25 protein-coding genes are annotated in these 18,153 nt (G+C 59.8%); 11 read left to right on the top strand and 14 right to left on the bottom strand.

Going from position 1 to position 18,153, the window contains the following annotated elements:
* Window positions 1-63: 63 nt before the first annotated feature.
* Complete coding sequence (locus B0B52_RS12475; RefSeq protein ID WP_077593962.1) at window positions 64-261, top strand: CsbD family protein; 198 nt, start codon at window positions 64-66, stop codon at window positions 259-261.
* A 44-nt stretch (window positions 262-305) separates the two neighbouring features.
* On the top strand, window positions 306-761 hold the full coding sequence (locus B0B52_RS12470; protein ID WP_077593961.1) for a BON domain-containing protein: 456 nt from the start codon (window positions 306-308) through the stop codon (window positions 759-761).
* Between the two features lie 221 nt (window positions 762-982).
* Here B0B52_RS12470 and B0B52_RS12465 read toward each other — a convergent pair whose 3' ends face one another.
* The 6 genes from B0B52_RS12465 to B0B52_RS12440 all read right to left on the bottom strand — a co-directional run bounded on the left by B0B52_RS12465 (window position 983) and on the right by B0B52_RS12440 (window position 4,398).
* A complete protein-coding gene (locus tag B0B52_RS12465; RefSeq protein WP_077593960.1) occupies window positions 983-1,297 on the bottom strand; it encodes a BON domain-containing protein in 315 nt (104 codons plus the stop codon).
* A gap of 94 nt (window positions 1,298-1,391) precedes the next feature.
* Window positions 1,392-1,820: a hypothetical protein gene (locus B0B52_RS12460; protein WP_077593959.1), complete on the bottom strand. Its 429-nt coding sequence runs from the start codon at window positions 1,818-1,820 to the stop codon at window positions 1,392-1,394.
* A gap of 13 nt (window positions 1,821-1,833) precedes the next feature.
* Window positions 1,834-2,199, bottom strand: coding sequence for a hypothetical protein (locus tag B0B52_RS12455; RefSeq protein ID WP_077593958.1), 366 nt, complete (start codon window positions 2,197-2,199; stop codon window positions 1,834-1,836).
* Window positions 2,200-2,230: 31 nt separating this feature from the next.
* Window positions 2,231-2,623, bottom strand: coding sequence for a hypothetical protein (locus B0B52_RS12450; RefSeq protein ID WP_077593957.1), 393 nt, complete (start codon window positions 2,621-2,623; stop codon window positions 2,231-2,233).
* Window positions 2,624-2,697: 74 nt separating this feature from the next.
* Entirely contained in the window at window positions 2,698-2,862 is a 165-nt protein-coding gene (locus tag B0B52_RS12445) for a DUF1328 domain-containing protein (protein WP_077593956.1), read from the bottom strand.
* Between the two features lie 189 nt (window positions 2,863-3,051).
* Window positions 3,052-4,398, bottom strand: a complete 1,347-nt coding sequence (locus B0B52_RS12440; RefSeq protein WP_077593955.1) for a CHASE3 domain-containing protein — start codon at window positions 4,396-4,398, stop codon at window positions 3,052-3,054.
* Between the two features lie 132 nt (window positions 4,399-4,530).
* Here B0B52_RS12440 and B0B52_RS12435 point away from each other — a divergent pair, with 132 nt between their 5' ends.
* Window positions 4,531-5,163, top strand: coding sequence for a response regulator transcription factor (locus tag B0B52_RS12435; RefSeq protein ID WP_077593954.1), 633 nt, complete (start codon window positions 4,531-4,533; stop codon window positions 5,161-5,163).
* Window positions 5,164-5,185: 22 nt separating this feature from the next.
* Here the strand turns inward: B0B52_RS12435 and B0B52_RS12430 are convergent, their stop codons facing one another.
* Window positions 5,186-5,584 carry a response regulator gene (locus B0B52_RS12430; RefSeq protein WP_077593953.1) on the bottom strand — a complete coding sequence of 133 codons (399 nt, stop codon included), beginning with the start codon at window positions 5,582-5,584 and terminating at the stop codon, window positions 5,186-5,188.
* A gap of 347 nt (window positions 5,585-5,931) precedes the next feature.
* On the opposite strand from B0B52_RS12430, the gene B0B52_RS12425 reads away from it, so the two are divergent.
* The gene (locus B0B52_RS12425) at window positions 5,932-7,905 is read left to right on the top strand and encodes an AsmA family protein (protein ID WP_077593952.1); all 1,974 of its coding nucleotides are present in this window, start codon (window positions 5,932-5,934) and stop codon (window positions 7,903-7,905) included.
* Between the two features lie 12 nt (window positions 7,906-7,917).
* On the opposite strand, the gene B0B52_RS12420 is transcribed toward B0B52_RS12425, so the two are convergent.
* The 3 genes from B0B52_RS12420 to gpmA all read right to left on the bottom strand — a co-directional run bounded on the left by B0B52_RS12420 (window position 7,918) and on the right by gpmA (window position 11,135).
* Entirely contained in the window at window positions 7,918-8,688 is a 771-nt protein-coding gene (locus B0B52_RS12420) for a HesA/MoeB/ThiF family protein (RefSeq protein WP_077593951.1), read from the bottom strand.
* 76 nt (window positions 8,689-8,764) lie between these two features.
* Window positions 8,765-10,201 (bottom strand): S41 family peptidase, encoded by a 1,437-nt coding sequence (locus B0B52_RS12415; RefSeq protein WP_077594097.1) that lies wholly within the window; start codon window positions 10,199-10,201, stop codon window positions 8,765-8,767.
* A 190-nt stretch (window positions 10,202-10,391) separates the two neighbouring features.
* Window positions 10,392-11,135, bottom strand: a complete 744-nt coding sequence (gene gpmA, locus B0B52_RS12410) for a 2,3-diphosphoglycerate-dependent phosphoglycerate mutase (protein WP_077593950.1) — start codon at window positions 11,133-11,135, stop codon at window positions 10,392-10,394.
* A gap of 168 nt (window positions 11,136-11,303) precedes the next feature.
* On the opposite strand from gpmA, the gene B0B52_RS12405 reads away from it, so the two are divergent.
* The 4 genes from B0B52_RS12405 to B0B52_RS12390 all read left to right on the top strand — a co-directional run bounded on the left by B0B52_RS12405 (window position 11,304) and on the right by B0B52_RS12390 (window position 13,669).
* Entirely contained in the window at window positions 11,304-11,714 is a 411-nt protein-coding gene (locus B0B52_RS12405; RefSeq protein ID WP_077593949.1) for a rhodanese-like domain-containing protein, read from the top strand.
* 39 nt (window positions 11,715-11,753) lie between these two features.
* On the top strand, window positions 11,754-12,011 hold the full coding sequence (gene grxC / locus B0B52_RS12400) for a glutaredoxin 3 (RefSeq protein ID WP_077593948.1): 258 nt from the start codon (window positions 11,754-11,756) through the stop codon (window positions 12,009-12,011).
* Between the two features lie 108 nt (window positions 12,012-12,119).
* Window positions 12,120-12,587 (top strand): protein-export chaperone SecB, encoded by a 468-nt coding sequence (gene secB / locus B0B52_RS12395; RefSeq protein WP_077593947.1) that lies wholly within the window; start codon window positions 12,120-12,122, stop codon window positions 12,585-12,587.
* A 41-nt stretch (window positions 12,588-12,628) separates the two neighbouring features.
* A complete protein-coding gene (locus B0B52_RS12390; protein WP_077593946.1) occupies window positions 12,629-13,669 on the top strand; it encodes an NAD(P)H-dependent glycerol-3-phosphate dehydrogenase in 1,041 nt (346 codons plus the stop codon).
* Window positions 13,670-13,754: 85 nt separating this feature from the next.
* On the opposite strand, the gene B0B52_RS12385 is transcribed toward B0B52_RS12390, so the two are convergent.
* From B0B52_RS12385 to B0B52_RS12375, 3 genes are all read right to left on the bottom strand, one after another.
* Window positions 13,755-14,276: a DUF2867 domain-containing protein gene (locus B0B52_RS12385; protein ID WP_077593945.1), complete on the bottom strand. Its 522-nt coding sequence runs from the start codon at window positions 14,274-14,276 to the stop codon at window positions 13,755-13,757.
* A 192-nt stretch (window positions 14,277-14,468) separates the two neighbouring features.
* Window positions 14,469-15,224: an alpha/beta hydrolase gene (locus tag B0B52_RS12380; RefSeq protein WP_139351918.1), complete on the bottom strand. Its 756-nt coding sequence runs from the start codon at window positions 15,222-15,224 to the stop codon at window positions 14,469-14,471.
* A 207-nt stretch (window positions 15,225-15,431) separates the two neighbouring features.
* The gene (locus B0B52_RS12375; protein WP_077593943.1) at window positions 15,432-15,788 is read right to left on the bottom strand and encodes a hypothetical protein; all 357 of its coding nucleotides are present in this window, start codon (window positions 15,786-15,788) and stop codon (window positions 15,432-15,434) included.
* 189 nt (window positions 15,789-15,977) lie between these two features.
* Between B0B52_RS12375 and B0B52_RS12370 the strand changes: the two genes are divergently transcribed.
* From B0B52_RS12370 to B0B52_RS12360, 3 genes are read left to right on the top strand one after another with little or no spacing between them, the layout of a single operon-like run.
* Window positions 15,978-16,280 carry a YqjD family protein gene (locus B0B52_RS12370; protein ID WP_077593942.1) on the top strand — a complete coding sequence of 101 codons (303 nt, stop codon included), beginning with the start codon at window positions 15,978-15,980 and terminating at the stop codon, window positions 16,278-16,280.
* Between the two features lie 47 nt (window positions 16,281-16,327).
* Complete coding sequence (locus B0B52_RS12365; RefSeq protein ID WP_077593941.1) at window positions 16,328-16,771, top strand: phage holin family protein; 444 nt, start codon at window positions 16,328-16,330, stop codon at window positions 16,769-16,771.
* Entirely contained in the window at window positions 16,764-17,132 is a 369-nt protein-coding gene (locus tag B0B52_RS12360; protein ID WP_077593940.1) for a DUF3318 domain-containing protein, read from the top strand. Before B0B52_RS12365 ends, B0B52_RS12360 begins: the two co-directional genes overlap by 8 nt.
* Window positions 17,133-17,253: 121 nt before the next feature.
* Here the strand turns inward: B0B52_RS12360 and panC are convergent, their stop codons facing one another.
* Window positions 17,254-18,102, bottom strand: a complete 849-nt coding sequence (gene panC / locus B0B52_RS12355) for a pantoate--beta-alanine ligase (RefSeq protein ID WP_077593939.1) — start codon at window positions 18,100-18,102, stop codon at window positions 17,254-17,256.
* Window positions 18,103-18,153 lie beyond the last annotated feature (51 nt).

The following is an 18,153-nucleotide window of genomic DNA, read 5'->3' as shown; positions in this document are numbered from 1 at the left end:
CTTACATTGAGTTTACGACTGGCATGGCGCCAGGCCGTATCACCTTCCAAAGGAACAAGCACCATGAACAAACATCAGGTTGAAGGCCGCGTAGACCAGGCCACCGGCAAAGTAAAAGAAGTTGCTGGCCGTGTGGTGGGCAATGAAAAACTGGAGACTGAAGGCCTGGCCGATCAGCTCAAAGGTAAAACCCAGGCGGGTTACGGAGACGCCAAGGAAAACCTCAAGGACAGCGCCCGGAAAGCGATCGACAAAATCTGAGCGTTTGCGATCTCAACCACACATCTCAAAGCAAGGAGAGTTCCATGAAGACCAAACACCCTCAGGCTGGCCGGCCGCTTCTGGCCCTGGCCTGCTCTGCTGCCATGTTGCTGGCCCTGACCGCCTGCAATAAGCAGAACGACGGTAAAACTGTCGGCCAATCCATCGACTCCGGCATTGCCAAAACCGAGCAGGTTGCCAAGGATGCCGGCAACGCCGTGAAAGATGCCTCCAAGGACGCCCAGGCTGCAGGCAGCCAGGCTGGTGCCAGCATGGGCGAAAAGATTGATGACGTCACCATTACCGCGAAAGTGTCTGGCAGCCTGGCCAAAGACCCTGATCTCAGCGCCATCAAGATCAATGTCGACACCAAGGATGGTGTGGTGACCTTGAACGGTCCAGCACCCAATGCCGCGGCCAAAGACAAGGCCACAACCATTGCCAAACAGGTGCAGGGTGTGAACTCGGTGAACAACCAACTGATGGTGACGCCGGGCTGATCAGCCGCTTATCCATCCACACGCGTCACTGCTGCTGGCCTCAAGGGGCCACGGCAGTGACTTTTTTTTGTCCCGCCTTTGCCGAAAGAAGACGGCGAGGGCGGCCTCTGGTGTCTGTGTGCCCTGCATCCGCCAAGCAAACGGGGCCCGGCTTTAAGAAAAGCCAGGCCCCGTGAGCGGGCGTTCACGCCGGCAGAGCCAGCTTTCACGCCGGAGTAGGTTCAGGGACGAACGACGATGTCGTTGCGAACAGCGCGGACGTTCTTGGTGTCGCGTGCAATGGTTTCAGCCTGGGCCTTTTCGGCTGCCGATTTGGCAAACCCTGAAAGCTGCACAGTGCCGTTCAGCGTTTCAACGCTGATGGCGGTAGCGGCCACCGTCTTGTCCGCCGCAAACTTGGCTTTCACGGCGGTGGTGATGGCGGCGTCATCGATGTAGGCGCCAGCAGTTTCCTGACCCCGGGTAACGGCACAGCCGGCGCTGATGATGGTGATGCCGGCCATGGCGGCAAATGCAAGTGCGCGAGCGTATTTCATGATTTTTCCTTGAAGTTTGTAACTGTGTTTTGGTGCTGAGAGTTGCGAAGCTGGCCGACTGACGGCACCACGCCGGTCGGTTTGCGTATGGAAATCATCGGAAGCGCTTGTTCTGGCGGTCAGACCCCAGCAATGAATTTGCAAAACCTGCAAGCTCGGAAGATCTGAGGGCGGCCAGTACCAGGCCCGTGAGCGAAATCAGTCGCCAGGGCCGCAGGACTATTACCGCAGCGCCCAGGCCTGCAGAAATGCCCAGCAGTTTCAAGGGCCGTTCTTCTGCAAGCGTGTGCATCGCAGGTTTCGCAAAAGTCACAGCCAGGTGCGCGGGATGGTTCTGCCACCAGGCGCCAGCGGCCTGTTTGGCCAAGTGCCAGGTGCTGGCCGAAGCGTCAATTTCCCTTTCGTTGGCATCTTGCTCGTCATGCTCGACAGCATCCAGGTTTTCATGCCGCATCTGCCGGACAATGGCTTGCCGTGTCTGGCTCAGTCGGTCCTGGATGGAGGGCGTGTGGCTCGAATCCATGGTCAGCCGAGGCTCAGTTCACGGCACGCAAGGCTTGGACGTCACGGTCCAATTGCGCCTTGAGTTCCCGAAAGCGGGCACTGGGTGTGGATTGCCGGGCTTTGAAGACCGCCAGGCCAAACGCCACGAGCATGATGGCGGGGATCCCTACAAGCACCCAATGAAATTGATCAAACAGCAATCCAAGCATGAGCGCCACGCCGCCAAGCATCAGGAACATGACGGCGCACAGGATGGCGATCGCCCACGCCGCCCCCCGTTGTAGAAGCTCTTCACCGGCGTCGCAAGCCTCCTCGTGGACGAGGCTGCCGTACGCCGCCAGGTGATCAACGACCAGGTCAGGATGCCGGACAAGAACCGAAAACAGAGGGTGAAGCATCAGAGGCCGGTGTTGGCAAGAAGGGGCTGGTTCAATGACCCTGGCGGTCGCGCAGTGTTGTCACCAGCAAGGCCACGGCGGCGCCTACTGCGGCCGCAATCAGGACAGACTTGACAGGTTCATTGGCAACATATCGTGTGGTGGCGTCGGTGTAGCGATGCAGGGACCGTTGTGCCCGTTCGCTGGCTTCAGAGGCCATGTCCATGCTTTGGCGTGCGAGCTTTTGGGCCTGGCTGGCCAGCTTGTCAACCAGTGGGTCGATGTTGCCACGCAAGTTGCGAACCTTGTCTTCTGCACGGTCCAGGGTGTCATTGGCCATTGCGCGGGTGCTGCCCATGGCTTTTTCCGCGCCGTTCAATAACTGGTCCGACAGATGGCCGGCGCCAGATGAAGTTTCGTGGGTGCTGGAAAGCGGGTTTTTCATTTCATGGTCCTTTGAAAGAGGTAAAAGCGTGAAGTCGGCAGCGCGCGACTGAATGGACCGGAGGAGGCGTGGATTCAGGTTCTTTTCATCAGGCCAACCACGAAGCTGACGATTGCCATGACGGCGAAGATGAAGAAGAGGATCTTTGCAATTTCAACCGCACCGGCTGCGATGCCACCAAAGCCGAAAATCGCGGCAATCAGCGCAATCGCGAGGAACACAACGGAATAGTGCAGCATGTGAATCTCCTTGCAGGGGCGTTGCCCGGTTTGCGGCGCTCGATTGAAACGCCTGATGCAAGGTTAGTTCTCAGTGTCCGTTGGACTCATCGGTGAGCAGCGGATGCCCTTGTCGGTCAGCATGGGCACCCCGTGTAGGACGCAGCCGATCTGGATTTTTACTGCCGGCTGTGAGCCGGACAGGTTCAGTCAGGGCTGAAGTGTTTTTGGCAACACGGCAGAAACGCGTGTGCCACGACCCGGCTGCGAGGTAATGGTCAGGCGACCTCCCGCTGCTTCCACGCGGTGCTTCATGCCTGCCAGGCCATGGCTCGAGCCTTTTACTTGCGTGGTGTCAAATCCCGACCCATCGTCCTTCACCTCGACGGTGATGTAGCCCTCAAAAATATGCAGGCTGATCTCCGCCTGCCGGGCTTCGGCGTATTTGGCCATGTTGGTCAACGATTCCTGCACCAGACGGTAAACGGTGAGTTGCGCCGAACCTCCGAGCTCCACCTGTTCCAGGTCAGTAGTGATGCTCAGTCCGGACCGGTCCTCAAACTCCCGCGCCAGGATTTCGAGCGATGCTACCAGCCCCAAATGAGAAAGCGAGGAGGGCCGTAGATCTTCGACGATGCGCCGTTTCAGGGCGATCCCGCTGTTCAGCGTTTCAATGAGGTGCTGCATCCGCTCGGCTGCCTCCGGCGAAATGACACCCAACCGCGACTTGATGCGGGCCACATCAAGCTTGGCAGCGGTCAGCAGGGCGCCCAGCTCGTCGTGCAGCTCGCGCGCAAGGTGGCCGCGCTCATCCTCCCGCACCTGCTGCAGGTGGGTCGCCAGTTCGGCCAGTGTCGCGGTGCGGTCGCGCACTTCCTTGTCCAGTTGGTCGCGCTCGCGCTGCAGGGCTTCCTGCTCGCGCTTGCCCGCATCCAGCAGGGCGCGGGTTTGCCGCAAATACATATGAAACGCCAACAAGCCGGCCAGGGCCATCAAGGCAATTCCGATGCGCGATAGTTGAAGCGAGCGGATGATTTGTTCTTGGGCCGCTCCCATTTTGATGTTGCTGGCGTTAGTCAACTTCGCGATCTGGCTGCGGATGGCATTCATTTGGTCCATGCCCACATCGGTGGTCAGCACGAACTTCCATGCCTCTTCGTTGCCCTGCTTGCGCATACGCACGCTCAGATCCATCTCGGCCAGCTTGCGCGAGACGCTGCGGGACAGAAGACCATATTCCGACAGCTCCTCCGGGGAGGAGGCGTAATGCCGACGCAAGGTATCCAGTGTCTGGTTGATGTCCCCGGTGGCCACGTCGTAAGGCTCCAGGTACTTGGGATCTCCCGTTAACAGGTACCCCCTCTGCCCGGTTTCCGCGTCCAGCATGTGTTGCAGCAGCAGGTTGACGGCTCCGCGCGTTGCCTGCGACTCTTCAATACGGGTGGCAGCCTGGGTGGACAGCCGAAAACCGGCTTCGTTGATGAAAATCAGAATGAGAGCCGCCAACACCGCCAGTGGCAGGCTGATCGCCATTTTGGGGACTACAAACCATCTCATCCTGATCTCCGTCGGCATTGATCAATAATTCGTGAATAATCGCTAGTGAGATATCAAGCTCGCAATTGCGCGTGGCCATGTTTGCTGCATTGTGCCGTCTGGCGGCTGCAGACCTAAGAAAGAGGACATCAAATGATCAAAATTGGAATTGTGGATGACCATGCCATCGTCCGTTCCGGGCTCAAACAGTTCTTCTCGGACCAGGTCGATTTGCGGGTTGTGGGCGAAGCTGCAAGCGGACGTGAAGCCATTGACCTGGTGCGCAATGTGGAGCTGGATATCCTCGTCATGGACCTTTCCATGCCGGGCCAAAGCGGTATCGATGCGCTGGCCATGATTCGGGCCAAGGCGCCGGACGTCGGCATCCTGATACTCAGCGGCTATCCCGAGGAGCACTATGCGGTTAACCTGATTCGCCAGGGTGCGAGCGGCTACCTGAACAAGGAGTGCGATCCCATGGAGATCGTCAATGCCATTCGCGTCATCTCGCTGGGCAAGCGGTATATCACGCCTGCAGTGGCTGAGTTGCTGGCGCAGCAATTGAACCGGAAAAACGATGCAACGCCGCACGAGCAGCTTTCCGAACGCGAGTTTCAGGTGTTTTTGAAACTTGCCAAAGGTGAGACCGCTGGCGACATCGCCAAGGCGCTGTCCCTCAGTGTCAAGACGGTGAGCACCTACCGCACGCGCGTGATGGAGAAAATGAGTCTGGCGTCCAACAGCGACCTGACCTACTACGCCTTGAAGAACAAGCTGATTGATTGACAACTCCTGATCGCCGCCAGCCCTATTTCCGGGCCCGGTCGGAGCCGTTCGATTTGTTTTGGCTGATGCAGTAGTCGACCAGCGCATCGATCTCATTGGATTTGTCGAACACCGCATCTGCACCCAGCTGGGCGCAGCGCTTGCGGATGTCCGCAGTAGCGTAATTGCTCAACACGATGACTTTCTGGTGCGCCTCGCGGTTGCGGCAGGCTTCCAGCACGCCCAGCCCGCTTCCCTGTTTGAGAAACAAGTCAACAATCGCCAGGTCCCACGGATTTCCGTTTTGAAGCAGCCAGGCCTTGCCTTCGTTTTCCGTTTCCGCGGTACCGACCGCATCAATGTCAGCCAGTTCTTCAAGGGTGGCCATCAAATTGTCACGGATCGTTGGGTTGTCTTCAACAATATAAGTTTTTAGTCCCACTGATCTCAATCCAGAGCTACCCCAAAGAAGGCAGAGTGACATACGGTTACAACCACGTCAACTGAGTGGCGGCATGTCCGATATGACCTGTTAACTAATGTATCTATCTTTGGTGCTGATTCTGACAGGGGCAGCGCGGCTTTTGCGTAGGAGGTCTCCTACGAGAAGGTTGTAGGCACCCACTGACAGGTATCGATGGCCCCCACTCACGGATCTTTGAATTCGCTGGCGCCATACTGAATGCAGGGCAACTTCTGCATTGCTTGCTCTGCAAGGTCCAAGTCGACACGCTCGACAGCGGCCGTCCGGCCTTCTGCGGTCTTCCGTTCTGAATGGGCCCCTGACGTATGACCACTTTCACTCATGCCCTTTCAACCATCCGCTCGACCCGGAGCGGGCGCATCACCGCATGGGTGCTGGGTGTGTTGCTCGTTGTGACATTGGCCGTGGTGTTTTTCCCGTGGGACTGGCTGCGTGAACCGCTCAATCGTTATGTCAGCGACCAGACGGGGAGGCAGTTTGAAATCACGCGGCGGCTGGATGTCAAGCTGGGTCGAACCACGCGGATTTTTGCCGACGGCATTGAATTTGCCAATCCGTCGTGGGCACGTGAACCCTATTTGGTCCGGGCAGAAGCGGCCGAGGTCCATATCCGGCTTTGGCCGCTGTTTTTCGGGCGCGTGGAGCTGCCTGTGGTCAGCTTACGCCAGCCCCGGCTCGGGTTACAGGTGGAGCCGGATGGAAGGCGAACCTGGGCGCTGGGCAAGGACACCTCCGACGAAAGCAAGGTTCCGCTGATCGGACAGCTGCTTGTTGACCAGGGCGTCCTCAGTTATCTCGCGCCTGCCAAAGGTGCCGATATCAACGTGGATTTTGCGCTGGCCGCGGAAACCTCGTCCGGATTGCCACTGAGTTACAAGGCCCGTGGCAAGTGGAAGGGTGAGTCTTTTATCGCAGAGGGGCGCACTGGCGGGGTGTTGCAACTCAGTGCCGATACGGCGGGCACTTTCCCTCTTGAAATCAGCGCTGTAGCAGGGCGCACGCGGCTCAAAGCCAATGGGTCCATCACCAACCTTGCCGAGTTCGGGAACATGGACGCGGACTTTCAGCTCGAGGGCCAGAGCCTGGAGGACCTGTACAAACTGGTGGGTGTCGTGCTTCCCGGAACGCCTCCTTACAAGCTGCAGGGAAAGCTCGACAAACAGGGCCTGGTCTGGGCCGTCAAGCAGATCAAGGGCGTGCTTGGCAAGTCTGACCTGAGTGGCGCATTGACCTTTGACCGTTCCAAACCGGTGCCGCTGCTGACCGGAAAAGTCCAATCGCGAGTGCTCGATTTTGAGGATTTGGGCCCCATGATTGGCTTGCCCTCGGACAACGCTCCTGCAGCCATGCAAAAAAATACCATCGCCGCTCCGAAGCCTGCTCGTCGCGCCGGTCGCGTATTGCCGGACTCCAAACTGGATTTTGCGCGACTCAAGGCGATGGATGCGAACGTTGAGTACAGCGCTGCTGATATCCGGCATGTCAAGGCTTTGCCGCTGGACAGCATGAGCGCGCATATCAAGCTCAACAGCGGGCTGCTGGAGCTTGATCCGGTCAAGCTTGGGGTCGCGGGGGGACAGCTGGCCGGACGACTGGCGATCAACAGCGCCACTTCTCCGTCAACCATGGACGCCAGGCTGGATGCACGGGCGATCCAGTTGAACCAGTTGTTCCCGACGATCGAGTCCACCAAAAGCAGTCTGGGCCGCATCAGTGGTCAGGTAGACCTCAAGGGCCAAGGCAACTCTGCCGCGCAGGTGCTGGCAACATCAACGGGCAACGTTGCGTTCCTGATGGGCCGCGGCGAGATCAGCAACATCCTCCTGGAGTTCATGGGGCTGGATGGGGGTGAAATCATCAAGTTTCTGGTGCGGGGCGACCGCAATGTCCAGCTTCGCTGCGCCGTTGCGGCATTTGATGTTCAGAAGGGTCTGATGACCAGCCGTGCGATTGTGCTCGACACGGTAGACACGGTTGTCAATGGCCGCGGACAGGTGAGCCTGGCCGATGAAACACTGGATCTGATACTTTATCCGTCGCCCAAGGACGTCAGCATCCTGAGTCTTCGCTCACCCTTGAAAATTGGCGGGACATTTGGTGCACCGACAGCCGGGCCCAACAAGGGCGCGTTGGCTGGCCGCGCCGGGATTGCCCTGGCGCTGGCTGCCATCAATCCTTTGCTGGCCTTGGCCGCAACCATCGAAACCGGTCCGGGCAAGGATGCCGACTGCAGCGAGGTGCTCAAACAGGCTGCGGTGCCCAAGTCACGCATGCAGTAGCAAGGAAGGTGGTCAGGCTGGGCGCGCGTCCGCAGGCGCAGCGCCGCAAACGGCGCAGCCCGATTGCCGGCGCATGCTGATTTCGTTCCACGCCATGGCCAGACCGTCGAGCATCAGCAGTCGCCCGGTCAGCGCCTGGCCGGCACTGCATAGCAATTTGAGGGCTTCGGCCGCCTGCATGCTCCCAATAATGCCCACCAGCGGCGCAAACACGCCCATGGTGGCGCATTGGGCCTCTTCTGGCGCAGTTTCCTCAGGGAAGACGCAGGCATAACAAGGGGCTTGCGGCTGACGCGTGTCAAAGACCGATACCTGGCCGTCAAACCGCAGGGCGGCGCCGGAAACCAGCGGTTTGGAATGCCTGACGGTTGCCCGATTGATGGCGTGGCGCGTCGCAAAATTGTCGGTGCAGTCCAGCACCACGTCTGACTGTGCCACGAGTTCATTGAGCAGTTCGTCATCAGCGCGCCGCGTGACGGCCAGCACTTTCACATCGGGGTTGATTTCGGCGATAGCCTGCGCAATGGACTGCGCCTTGAACTGCCCCAAGCGCGCCACAGTGTGCGCGATCTGCCGCTGGAGATTGGTCGCCTCCACCCGGTCATGGTCCACCACGGTGAGCTGCCCGACGCCGGCGCTCCCGAGATAGAGCGCCGCTGCCGAACCCAGTCCACCGGCGCCGATCAACAGCACCCGGGAATCCAGCAGACGCTGCTGTCCTTCCACGCCTATTTCATCGAGCAGGATGTGGCGGGAGTACCGCAACAGCTGGGTGTCGTTCATGGGGCGGGCAAGCGGGCAGAACTGCGCAACGCCGCCATCAGTTGCCCTTCCAGGCAGACTGCTGCAGCGGGGCCGGTCAGTTTTCTTTCTTCTCTTCCTTGCGCTCGACCATGGTCTTGCTGATCATCACAGGACGACCCTTGAGCTGATTGATGGCTTGCGCCAGCTGGAAGTCCTTGTCGCTGCCGAATTCCGGTGGACGGCGCTGTTCGGGGCTCTTTTTGGACTCTTCTTCCAGTCGTTTGAGTGCTTCTTCACGGGCTTTTTCACGGCCCGGGTCTTTCACTTCGGCGCCCTGGCCGCTGGCAAGGTGTTTCTCCAGATCGGCTTCCCGCGTGCGCAATGCTGCAAACGGGCTGCCTTCCAGCGTTTCGTCCACCATGACGTCAGGCACGATGCCTTTGGCCTGAATCGACTTGCCGCTGGGCGTGAAATACCGTGCGGTGGTGAGCTTCAGGCCGGTGTCGGGACCCAGGGGGCGAACCGTTTGCACCGAACCTTTGCCGAAGGTCTGGTTGCCCATGATGGTCGCGCGCTTGTAGTCCTGCAGGGCGCCGGCCACGATTTCACTGGCCGATGCCGAGCCTTCGTTGACCAGCACCACCAAGGGCACATTCTTGATGGCAGCAGGCAGGCGCTTGAGCGGGTCGGCAGCGCTGCGGCGCTGGTAAAACTCAGGGGATGCCTTGTAGGTGAACTTGCTTTCCGCCAGCTGGCCGTCCGTGGATACCACGGTGACGTTTTCCGGCAGGAAGGCGGCAGACACGGCAACTGCGGCATCCAGCAGCCCGCCCGGGTCGTTGCGCAGGTCGAGCACGAGCCCCTTGAGGTTGGGCTCCTGTTTGTAGATCTGTTCAAGCTTGGCGACAAAGTCGTCGACCGTGCGTTCCTGGAACTGGCTCAGGCGGATCCAGGCATAACCGGGTTCCACAACCTTGCTGCGCACAGACTGGGTACGGATTTCCTCGCGGGTGATGGTCACGGGGAAAGTGCGGTTTTCGTCCTTGCGGAAGATCATCAACACCACCTTGGTCTTGGGCTCGCCGCGCATTTTCTTGACGGCTTCGTTCAGGCTCAGGCCCTTGACGGCTGTGTCGTCAATTTTGGTGATCAGGTCGTTGGGCTTGAGGCCGGCGCGATCGGCCGGTGAGCCTTCAATGGGCGAGACCACCTTGACCAGACCGTCTTCCTGGGAAATTTCTATACCCACGCCCACAAAACGGCCGCTGGTGCCTTCACGGAATTCCTTGAAGGACTTCTTGTCGAAGTACACAGAGTGCGGATCCAGGCTGGCAACCATGCCCGAGATCGCATCGGTGATGAGCTTTTTCTCGTCCACCACCTCTACATAGTCGGTCTTGACCATGCCAAAAACAGCGGCCAGCTGCTGCAGCTCTTCCAGCGGCAAAGGCGTGAGTCCGCCCCTTGCAACGGCCTGCAGTTGCACGGTGGTCAGCGCACCGGCTACCGCGCCGATGGAAATCCAGCCTGCTATCTTGAGTTTCTGACCCATAAACACCTTCATTCGCCCCGTAGAGGGGCTGTTGTCACAGAATTTTGAACAATATACACCTTGGAGAAAGGCCTTTGACAACAGTTCCTGGCTTTGGCACTGCAGAGGGCACATACGCAGCAAAATGTTTCAAAAATGCCCGGCTTTACCGGGGCTTCACAAAGGCGTCGTGGGAGCGCGAACTGACCAGTCAGGCCTTGCCTTGGGCGGCCACCGCCGCCTCGGCCTTGGCGATCGCTGCACCGTCGCCAAGGTAGTAGTGGCGTAGGGGTTTGAGATTCGCATCAAGTTCGTACACCAGCGGGATGCCGTTCGGGATGTTCAGGCCGACGATGTCCTGGTCCGCAATGTTGTCGAGGTATTTCACCAGGGCGCGGATGGAGTTGCCGTGCGCTGCCACCACAATGCGTTTGCCGGCCTTGATGGCGGGCGCCATCGATTCGTTCCAGAATGGCAAAACCCGCGCTACGGTGTCTTTCAGGCACTCCGTGAGCGGCACTTCCTCCGGCTTTAGCCGGGCGTAGCGGGGGTCATCGCGTTCGCAGCGCGGATCGTTCGCCTCCAGCGCCGGAGGTGGCGTGTCGTAGCTGCGGCGCCAGATCAGCACCTGGTCATCGCCATACTTCTTGGCGGTTTCTGCCTTGTTCAAGCCTTGCAAGGCCCCGTAATGCCGCTCATTGAGGCGCCAGCTGTGAACCACGGGCAGCCAGGTGCGGTCCATCTCGTCCAGTGTGTGCCATAGCGTGCGGGTGGCGCGCTTGAGAACGCTGGTGTAGGCCAGGTCGAAATCGTAGCCTTCGCTTTTGAGCAGCTTGCCGGCATCGACAGCCTGTCGCACGCCCTTGGGGGTCAAGTCCACGTCGGTCCAGCCGGTAAAGCGGTTGTCCAGGTTCCAGGTCGATTCGCCATGGCGGATGAGCACGAGTTTGTACATGGTGTGAGCAGGGGTAAGGTTAAAAAAAGGAATGGCCCTTGAAGGGGCGGAGCAAAAAAAGAGCCCTGAAAAGGCAGGCAAAGACTGCGGCAGGGGTTCGGGAAAGCCTGCAGCGCTCCCTGCATTCTAAAATCACTCCTTAATTGCAAAACCCTTGAAGGACCTACAGTGAAATTTTTCATCGACAACTGGATGCTGATCGCCATTGCGCTGGCATCCGGCGGCATGCTGCTTTGGCCCCTGGTTTCCAGCGGCATGGCGGCTGGCTCACTCAGTGCCAACGGTGCCGTGCAGCTGATCAACCGCGAGAAGGCTGTGGTTATTGATGTTTGTGAAGCAGAAGAGTTTGCAGCCGGCCACGTGGTCGGTGCGAAAAACCTGCCCCTCGGGCAATTCGAGGAAAAGCTGCCCGGCACCGTGAAAAACAAGGCACTTCCCCTGATTCTGGTGTGTGCATCGGGCGCGCGGGCCAACCGGGCGCTGGCGATGGCCAAAAAACTCGGTTACGAGCAGGCCCAGACCCTGTCGGGCGGGCTGAAATCGTGGAAAGAGGCTAACCTTCCCATAGAGAAGGCCTGAAACCCCTGCGCTGCTGTTGAACCGACCCCGGAGATTTCAATGTCCCCTGTGAAGATGTACCTGACCGGCTCCTGCCCCTACTGCATTCAGGCCAAGCAGCTGCTCAAACAGCGTGGCGTCACCGAGATCGAGGAAATACGTGTTGACATGCAGCCGGCCGAACGTCTGAAAATGATGGAAATCACCGGCCGCCGGACGGTTCCGCAGATCTTCATCGGCGACACTCATGTCGGCGGCTGCGATGACCTGATGGCGCTGGACGGCCGCGGCGGCCTGTTGCCGTTGCTGGCCGCCTGACGACCAACCCCTGGCCCCTGGCCCCGGGGCCGGATGGCCAAACGGGGATAATGTCCTGTGCCTGCTACCCAGCGGGCTTTCATTTTTAAAGCAATCCGAAAGATCATCATGGCCGAAGCCAACCTCGAACCCGTATTCCAGATTCAGCGCGTTTACCTGAAAGATGTGTCGCTGGAGCAACCCAATTCGCCCGAAATCCTGCTCAACCAGGAGCAGCCCGCGGTCGACATCCAGCTGGGCGTCGAGGCAACACCCATCACCGATGGCCTCTACGAAGTCAGCGTGACCGCCACCGTGCACACCAAGATCGAAGACAAGACCGTGTTCATGGTTGAAGCCAAGCAGGCCGGCATTTTCGAGATCCGCAACATGCCCGCCGAGCAGCTCAATGCGGTGCTGGGCATTGCCTGCCCGCAGATCGTGTACCCCTACCTGCGCGGCAATGTGGCCGACGTGATCCAGCGCGGTGGTTTCCCGCCCGTCAACCTGGCCGAAATCAACTTCCAGGCCATGTTCGAGCAGCAGCAGGCCGCTGCCGCCTCGGCTGCACAGGAAGCGCCGCAAATCATCGTTTAAGGCCAGTTGGTGCAACTTTTGCCAACTTTGCCCCCGGTGTCATGAAAATTGCCGTCCTTGGCGCCGGTGCCTGGGGCACTGCCATGGCCATCAGCGCGGCCAATGCAGGCGGCGCTTTGCCGCGGCACCAGGTCACCTTGTGGACGCGGGATGCCGGGCAACTGGCGGCCATGCAGGCGCAGCGTGTCAACGCCCGTTACCTGCCGGAGATTCCCTTGCCCGGGTCCTTGCTGCTGGCCGGCGGTTCCGCCAGCCCGCTGGAAGCACACCTAGGCCATCAGGACCTGATCATTCTTGCCACGCCGATCGCCGGCCTGCGCGGCATGCTGCAGCGCCTGCAGAAGGTCAGCGTGCCGGTGGCCTGGCTGTGCAAGGGTTTTGAAGCCCCTCAAGCAGGTACAGCCACGTCTTCACAGCCTTTTGGGCTGTTGGCCCATGAAATACGGGCGCAGGTAGCTATCAATTTGAGAGCGGGCGCACTCAGTGGCCCCAGCTTTGCGCAGGAAGTGGCGCGCGGCCAGCCGACGGCACTGGTAGCCGCCAGTGAGCATGCCGAGGTGCGCGATGCGCTGGTCGCAGCGTTCCACGGCCCGACGCTGCGGGTCTATGCCAATGACGACATCGTCGGGGTAGAAGTCGGCGGCGCCGTCAAGAATGTGCTGTCGATTGCCACCGGCCTGTGCGATGGCCTGAACCTGGGGCTCAATGCCCGCGCCGCGCTGATCACCCGCGGCCTGGCCGAAATGACGCGCATGGGGCTGGCTCTGGGTGCTCGGGCGGAAACCTTCACAGGCTTGTCAGGCTTGGGTGACCTGGTGCTCACTGCCACCGGCGACTTGAGCCGTAACCGCAAAGTTGGGTTGCTGTTGGCAGGTGGCCAGTCCCTGCAGCAGGCTGTCGAATCACTGGGCCATGTGGCCGAAGGTGTTTACTGCGCCCGCACGGTGGTGCAGCGCGCGCGCGGACTGGGTGTAGAGATGCCGATTTCAGAAGGCGTGGTGGCCTTGCTGGACGGACAGATGAAACCTGAGGAAGCTGTGGCAGTGCTCATGGGGCGTGATCCGGCGGCTGAGCTGGTTTGACATTCAAACCGCCGCCGGTGTGCGGTCGCTGACCGGGGCGTTTTCAGGTGGCCGATAGATTGCGAAGGCTTGGGGGATACGGAGGTCACAGCCTTTCGGCTGTGACAGCTCTGGCCAGCAGCCTTTGCACACCCCATTTGTGAAATGGAACGATGAAGAACAGGTAGACCTTCCCGAACCTGTTGTGCACGTTGCAGATCGTGGAAACCACCACACTCGCTGTCCCGCCGTCCGTTTCCTTGAACACCGAGAGCCTGAAGTCCAGGTGCTTGTTGTTCTGCCCCGCGACCAGTTCGGTTTCTGTCAGCGAGAAAATCGGCCAGACACCGATCTTGTCACCGACGCTGTAGCTGCTCCTGGTTTCAACATGGAGGATCTCTGCCGTGGTTGGCGCTTCCAGCCCGCAGAAGGCGGCTATCCGGTTCCGGACCACCAGAACCACCTTCATCCACAGAGGATGGTGTCCGAAGATGCCGAAAAAAATGTCGATCATGCTGGCCTGCGGATGGCGCAGGGGGACGCGGTAGGAGTCCCGGAAATAGGCCGCCTCGATCACGCGGCGGTCCAGCACGGTGCCTGAAGGAATCTCGCATTCGATAACAGTCATTTGAACTCCCGGTGATGGCGCTGCACTAGCTCTTCATTTGCACAATATACGGCGCCTCTGTGCGTTCCGGAGAAAAAGCATGGGTGCCGCCGGTTTCGAAGGTGGGGCGCAAAAAAAGGGTCTGATTGCCAGCCAGTCAGATTCTCGGTAACAACGGATGAAGCATGTCATGGCGCGCGTTGCTTCTGGCACCTAGTACGCGCCACCGCGAATAAATCGCGCCATGCCGGCTGCGACTTCTGCCTCTTGATCAACAAAACCATGCGGTGCGCGTCCCTCGCAGGCCTCGAGGCCGGGCGAGCCTTCATGGCCAGGCCCGCCTGTCACGGTGACGACTTGCTGGCGCGTGCTTCGGATGCGCGCCATGATCTTTCCCATGAGGTTTGCCGGCGAGCGCAGGCACTTGTCGGCGGCATGGCCGACCACGAGCAGGGGCAAGCGGATGTCTTCAAGCGAAACATCGAAGACGGTCTGCGCGACCCACGCCTTCTTGGCCCCGCGTTGACCCGACGTCACTGCGGAGGTCAGGACGACACCATCGGGCGCCGATGGACCCGAAAGCCGCGCGCCTGCATTCGCCGCGGAAATGGCCCCCCGGCTGGTGCCCACAAGCCAGACACTTCCCTGTGTGCGTGCACGCAGGTCGGCGATTACTTTTCCGAGGTCTTGTGCATGCAGGGCCGCAATCCGGAATCCGCCCAGGCCGTCCTCGCCATGAAAGTCCGACGGCGCATCGACCAGCGCTGTACCGAAGCCAGCGGCTCCGAAGACCGGGATCAACCGTACCAGCGAATTGCCTTTGAGTGCGCGCGGACAACCCTTGTCGTCGAGATCAACATGACCCGAACCACCCGCAAGCAGCACCAACGTCACCGGCCCGCCTGGTCCCGCCGTCCTGGGAGGCGGCAGGAAGGCGTAATGCGTCGTGCTGCGATCATGGCTCTCCATCGTTATCACCTCGCCGCAGCGCTCATTGCTCAAGGCGGAAGGCGTTTGGGCCAAACATGTTGCCGCCAGGAACAAGAGAAATCCGGATAGCAGGGACGGGTTTAAGTACGCACGATTCATGGCTTGTTCCCCAAAATGACCCGGTGGCCCCACGGCGCCGCTCCGTTCCTTCTGTAGCTAAATGTTTCAGTGCAGCGGCACGTGCGATTAGCCGCGCTGCTGCATTTTTTCAATCCGTTCACCCATGCGCGACAACAAGTACCACCATTCGCCGTCATCGTCGCGGTAGGTACGTACTGCACCCGCACGCACCAGGATCTTGCGCAACTCGTCGTCTTCAAAACCGCCCAGGTGTTTCTTGAGCACCTCGAAGGACCGGTCGGTAAAACTCTTGTGACTCAGGAAATGCCGCGCAGTTTCTTCGGCCATGAATTCGGTTTTGTACTGCTGTTGCAGTGCCTGGATCTGGTGCTTGAACTGCTGGCGGTTCACCGCAAAGGTGACCAGCCCGCCGACAAGGGTGCCCAGCAGGGTGAACAGCGGCGTTAAAAGGTTGGCGTCCATGTGTGTCTTGATGTGGGGGTTGAGGTGCGCCTTATTGTGCCGAATCGCCGCACCGGCCTTGCTTCGAGAGATTTGCGCGGATTGCTTTGACCTTGCTCGCGATTTTGGTTAACCTGATTCGTCCCGGCAGGTGTGCATTGTTTGGTGCCGCACCCGCTCTTCCCCTTCTGCTTTTTTTGGGAGAATTTCATGGAAAACGCGAGCAAAGACAAACTCATTACCGACATGAAAGTAGTCCTGGCTGATGTGGAGGACTTGCTCAAGGCCGCCACGGCCGCCACGGGCGAAACGGCCTCTGCGCTGCGTGAAAAAGCCGCTGCCAAGCTCAGGCTTGCCACCGAAAAACTGACGGGCCTGCAAGAGGCGGCATTACTCAAAGGCAAGGAGGCTGCGAAGGCCACCGACGAGTATGTGCACGCCAATCCCTGGAAAGCTGTGGGCATTGCGGCCGCGGCAGGGTTTTTGATTGGCCTTCTGGTCAACCGCAAGTAACAGTCTTCACGCAGGTTTGCGCCGGTTGCGGCGCGTCTGCGAACATCATGAACTCACCCGATCCAGACAGCCGAAGCAACGGCAAGCCGCCACGCCTGTTCGCGTCCTTGCGCAAGCTGGGCCTTACAGCGATGAGCATGGCGCACACACGTCTGGCCTTGGCCGGCGTGGAGATTGAAGAAGAGTTTCAGCGCTTTATCGGGTTGTTGCTGAACCTGTTGGGTCTGCTGGTGTTTGGGCTCGTAGGAGTTTTGGTATTGACCCTGTGGGTGGTTCTGGCCGTTGACGGTTCACAGCGCGTGCTTGTTCTGGCTTTTTTCACGGTGACGTATCTGGCGCTGGCCGGCTGGTTCTGGTGGCGCATTCAGCGTACCCTGGCCCTGCGTCCCCCTTTTCTGCAGGCTACGCTTGCGGAAATGGCGCAAGACCGCGATGCGGTGCAGGCCGCATCCGCAGGTACCGCGCCTTCCGCCAGGGACTCCCATGACTGAGGCAACAAACCAGCGCGCACTCAGAAAACAGCTGTTGCTGATGCGGTCGGCGACGGAGCGTGCCGAGCTGGTCCAGGCCATGCAGGCGACGCGGCAATCGACAAGCGTATTCACGAAAGGTATTTCGGGCCTGGCCGTCGGCAAGGGCTTGCCGCTGGTGCTTGGGCTGCTCAAACGAGCACCGCTGATCAGCCCGGTGCTGTCGCTGGTGTTGTCCGGTGCACGCCGCCCCCTGCTGCGTTATGCCCTGCTCGGTACCGGCGCGGCTCTCCTGGTGTGGAAGGGTTACCAATGGCTGGCGGAGCAGCGAGCCTCAGATATGGTGCCCGCCGACGAGGATGACGTTGCGCCTCGCCAGTGATTGAGTGGTACGCGCCGTAATTTTTGCCTGCTTTAAGGCGAGCTCGCTATAAAAAACGTAGCTGCTCGTGTCCGTATCTAATCGGCCAAAGGCACTTTTCCCTTTAAGAAATGCGCTGTACTCAGATTTCCAGGTTGTCGATCAACCGGGTCGTTCCCAATTTGGCGGCGCCGAGCACCACCATGGCGGTTGACGCGTCCGTGCTTTCCGGCGGCAGCAGGTCGGTACGGCGGCGCACGGTCAGGTAGTCGGGCTTCCAGCCGCGTGCGGCCAGCGCCTGCATTGCGGCTGCTTCCAGGGCTTCGCGCTTGGGCAGTTCCTGCGCCTTGACGGCTTCACCCAGCGCTTTGAGGGCCAGGGACAAATGAACCGCTTCGCCGCGTTCCTGCACATTCAGGTAGCCATTGCGCGAAGACAGGGCCAGGCCGTCGGCCGCACGCAAAGTCTCGCCGGCCACGATTTCAATCGGCAAGGCAAATTGCTGCACCATGCGCTTGATGATCATCTGCTGCTGGTAGTCCTTTTTTCCGAACAGCGCCACGCCCTCTGGCTTGCCCGCAAACACGCAGGAAAACAGCTTCATCACCACTGTGCTCACGCCGACAAAAAAGCCGGGCCGGAAGTGTCCTTCGAGAATATCGGCGAGTTCGGCGGGCGGGTGCACCTTGTAGGTCTGCGGCTCTGGGTAAATATCGGTTTCCCGCGGCGCAAACAGTACATCGCAGCCGGCCGCCTGCAATTTTTCGCAATCAGCCTCCCAGGTGCGCGGGTAGGTGTCGAAGTCTTCATGCGGCGCAAACTGCAGGCGGTTCACAAAAATGCTGGCCACGGTCACATCGCCACGGGGCTTCGCCTGATTGACGAGTGCAATATGGCCGTCGTGCAAGTTGCCCATGGTGGCCACAAAGGCCGGGCGCTGGTGAGGAGCCAGCTGCGAGCGCAGGTCGGCGATGGTGTGGACGATTTTCATGGCTTGGGTGGAGATGGGCTCGGTTCAGAGGGGCAAATAATACAGCGGCAG

Source organism: Polaromonas sp. A23 (assembly GCF_002001015.1).
In the GTDB taxonomy this organism is placed as follows: Bacteria; Pseudomonadota; Gammaproteobacteria; order Burkholderiales; family Burkholderiaceae_C; genus Polaromonas.
The sequence above is the reverse complement of the archived record's forward strand: the minus strand, read 5'-3'. Positions and strand labels throughout refer to the sequence as shown.

What these genes read in the sequence shown, in the direction of transcription:
- B0B52_RS12475 (WP_077593962.1), top strand. Translation starts at nt 64, where the DNA reads ATGAACAAACATCAGGTTGAAGGCCGCGTAGACCAGGCCACCGGCAAA.
- B0B52_RS12470 (WP_077593961.1), top strand. Translation starts at nt 306, where the DNA reads ATGAAGACCAAACACCCTCAGGCTGGCCGGCCGCTTCTGGCCCTGGCC.
- B0B52_RS12465 (WP_077593960.1), bottom strand. Translation starts at nt 1,297, where the DNA reads ATGAAATACGCTCGCGCACTTGCATTTGCCGCCATGGCCGGCATCACC.
- B0B52_RS12460 (WP_077593959.1), bottom strand. Translation starts at nt 1,820, where the DNA reads ATGGATTCGAGCCACACGCCCTCCATCCAGGACCGACTGAGCCAGACA.
- B0B52_RS12455 (WP_077593958.1), bottom strand. Translation starts at nt 2,199, where the DNA reads ATGCTTCACCCTCTGTTTTCGGTTCTTGTCCGGCATCCTGACCTGGTC.
- B0B52_RS12450 (WP_077593957.1), bottom strand. Translation starts at nt 2,623, where the DNA reads ATGAAAAACCCGCTTTCCAGCACCCACGAAACTTCATCTGGCGCCGGC.
- B0B52_RS12445 (WP_077593956.1), bottom strand. Translation starts at nt 2,862, where the DNA reads ATGCTGCACTATTCCGTTGTGTTCCTCGCGATTGCGCTGATTGCCGCG.
- B0B52_RS12440 (WP_077593955.1), bottom strand. Translation starts at nt 4,398, where the DNA reads ATGAGATGGTTTGTAGTCCCCAAAATGGCGATCAGCCTGCCACTGGCG.
- B0B52_RS12435 (WP_077593954.1), top strand. Translation starts at nt 4,531, where the DNA reads ATGATCAAAATTGGAATTGTGGATGACCATGCCATCGTCCGTTCCGGG.
- B0B52_RS12425 (WP_077593952.1), top strand. Translation starts at nt 5,932, where the DNA reads ATGACCACTTTCACTCATGCCCTTTCAACCATCCGCTCGACCCGGAGC.
- B0B52_RS12420 (WP_077593951.1), bottom strand. Translation starts at nt 8,688, where the DNA reads ATGAACGACACCCAGCTGTTGCGGTACTCCCGCCACATCCTGCTCGAT.
- B0B52_RS12415 (WP_077594097.1), bottom strand. Translation starts at nt 10,201, where the DNA reads ATGGGTCAGAAACTCAAGATAGCAGGCTGGATTTCCATCGGCGCGGTA.
- gpmA (WP_077593950.1), bottom strand. Translation starts at nt 11,135, where the DNA reads ATGTACAAACTCGTGCTCATCCGCCATGGCGAATCGACCTGGAACCTG.
- grxC (WP_077593948.1), top strand. Translation starts at nt 11,754, where the DNA reads ATGTCCCCTGTGAAGATGTACCTGACCGGCTCCTGCCCCTACTGCATT.
- secB (WP_077593947.1), top strand. Translation starts at nt 12,120, where the DNA reads ATGGCCGAAGCCAACCTCGAACCCGTATTCCAGATTCAGCGCGTTTAC.
- B0B52_RS12390 (WP_077593946.1), top strand. Translation starts at nt 12,629, where the DNA reads ATGAAAATTGCCGTCCTTGGCGCCGGTGCCTGGGGCACTGCCATGGCC.
- B0B52_RS12385 (WP_077593945.1), bottom strand. Translation starts at nt 14,276, where the DNA reads ATGACTGTTATCGAATGCGAGATTCCTTCAGGCACCGTGCTGGACCGC.
- B0B52_RS12380 (WP_139351918.1), bottom strand. Translation starts at nt 15,224, where the DNA reads ATGGAGAGCCATGATCGCAGCACGACGCATTACGCCTTCCTGCCGCCT.
- B0B52_RS12375 (WP_077593943.1), bottom strand. Translation starts at nt 15,788, where the DNA reads ATGGACGCCAACCTTTTAACGCCGCTGTTCACCCTGCTGGGCACCCTT.
- B0B52_RS12370 (WP_077593942.1), top strand. Translation starts at nt 15,978, where the DNA reads ATGGAAAACGCGAGCAAAGACAAACTCATTACCGACATGAAAGTAGTC.
- B0B52_RS12365 (WP_077593941.1), top strand. Translation starts at nt 16,328, where the DNA reads ATGAACTCACCCGATCCAGACAGCCGAAGCAACGGCAAGCCGCCACGC.
- B0B52_RS12360 (WP_077593940.1), top strand. Translation starts at nt 16,764, where the DNA reads ATGACTGAGGCAACAAACCAGCGCGCACTCAGAAAACAGCTGTTGCTG.
- panC (WP_077593939.1), bottom strand. Translation starts at nt 18,102, where the DNA reads ATGAAAATCGTCCACACCATCGCCGACCTGCGCTCGCAGCTGGCTCCT.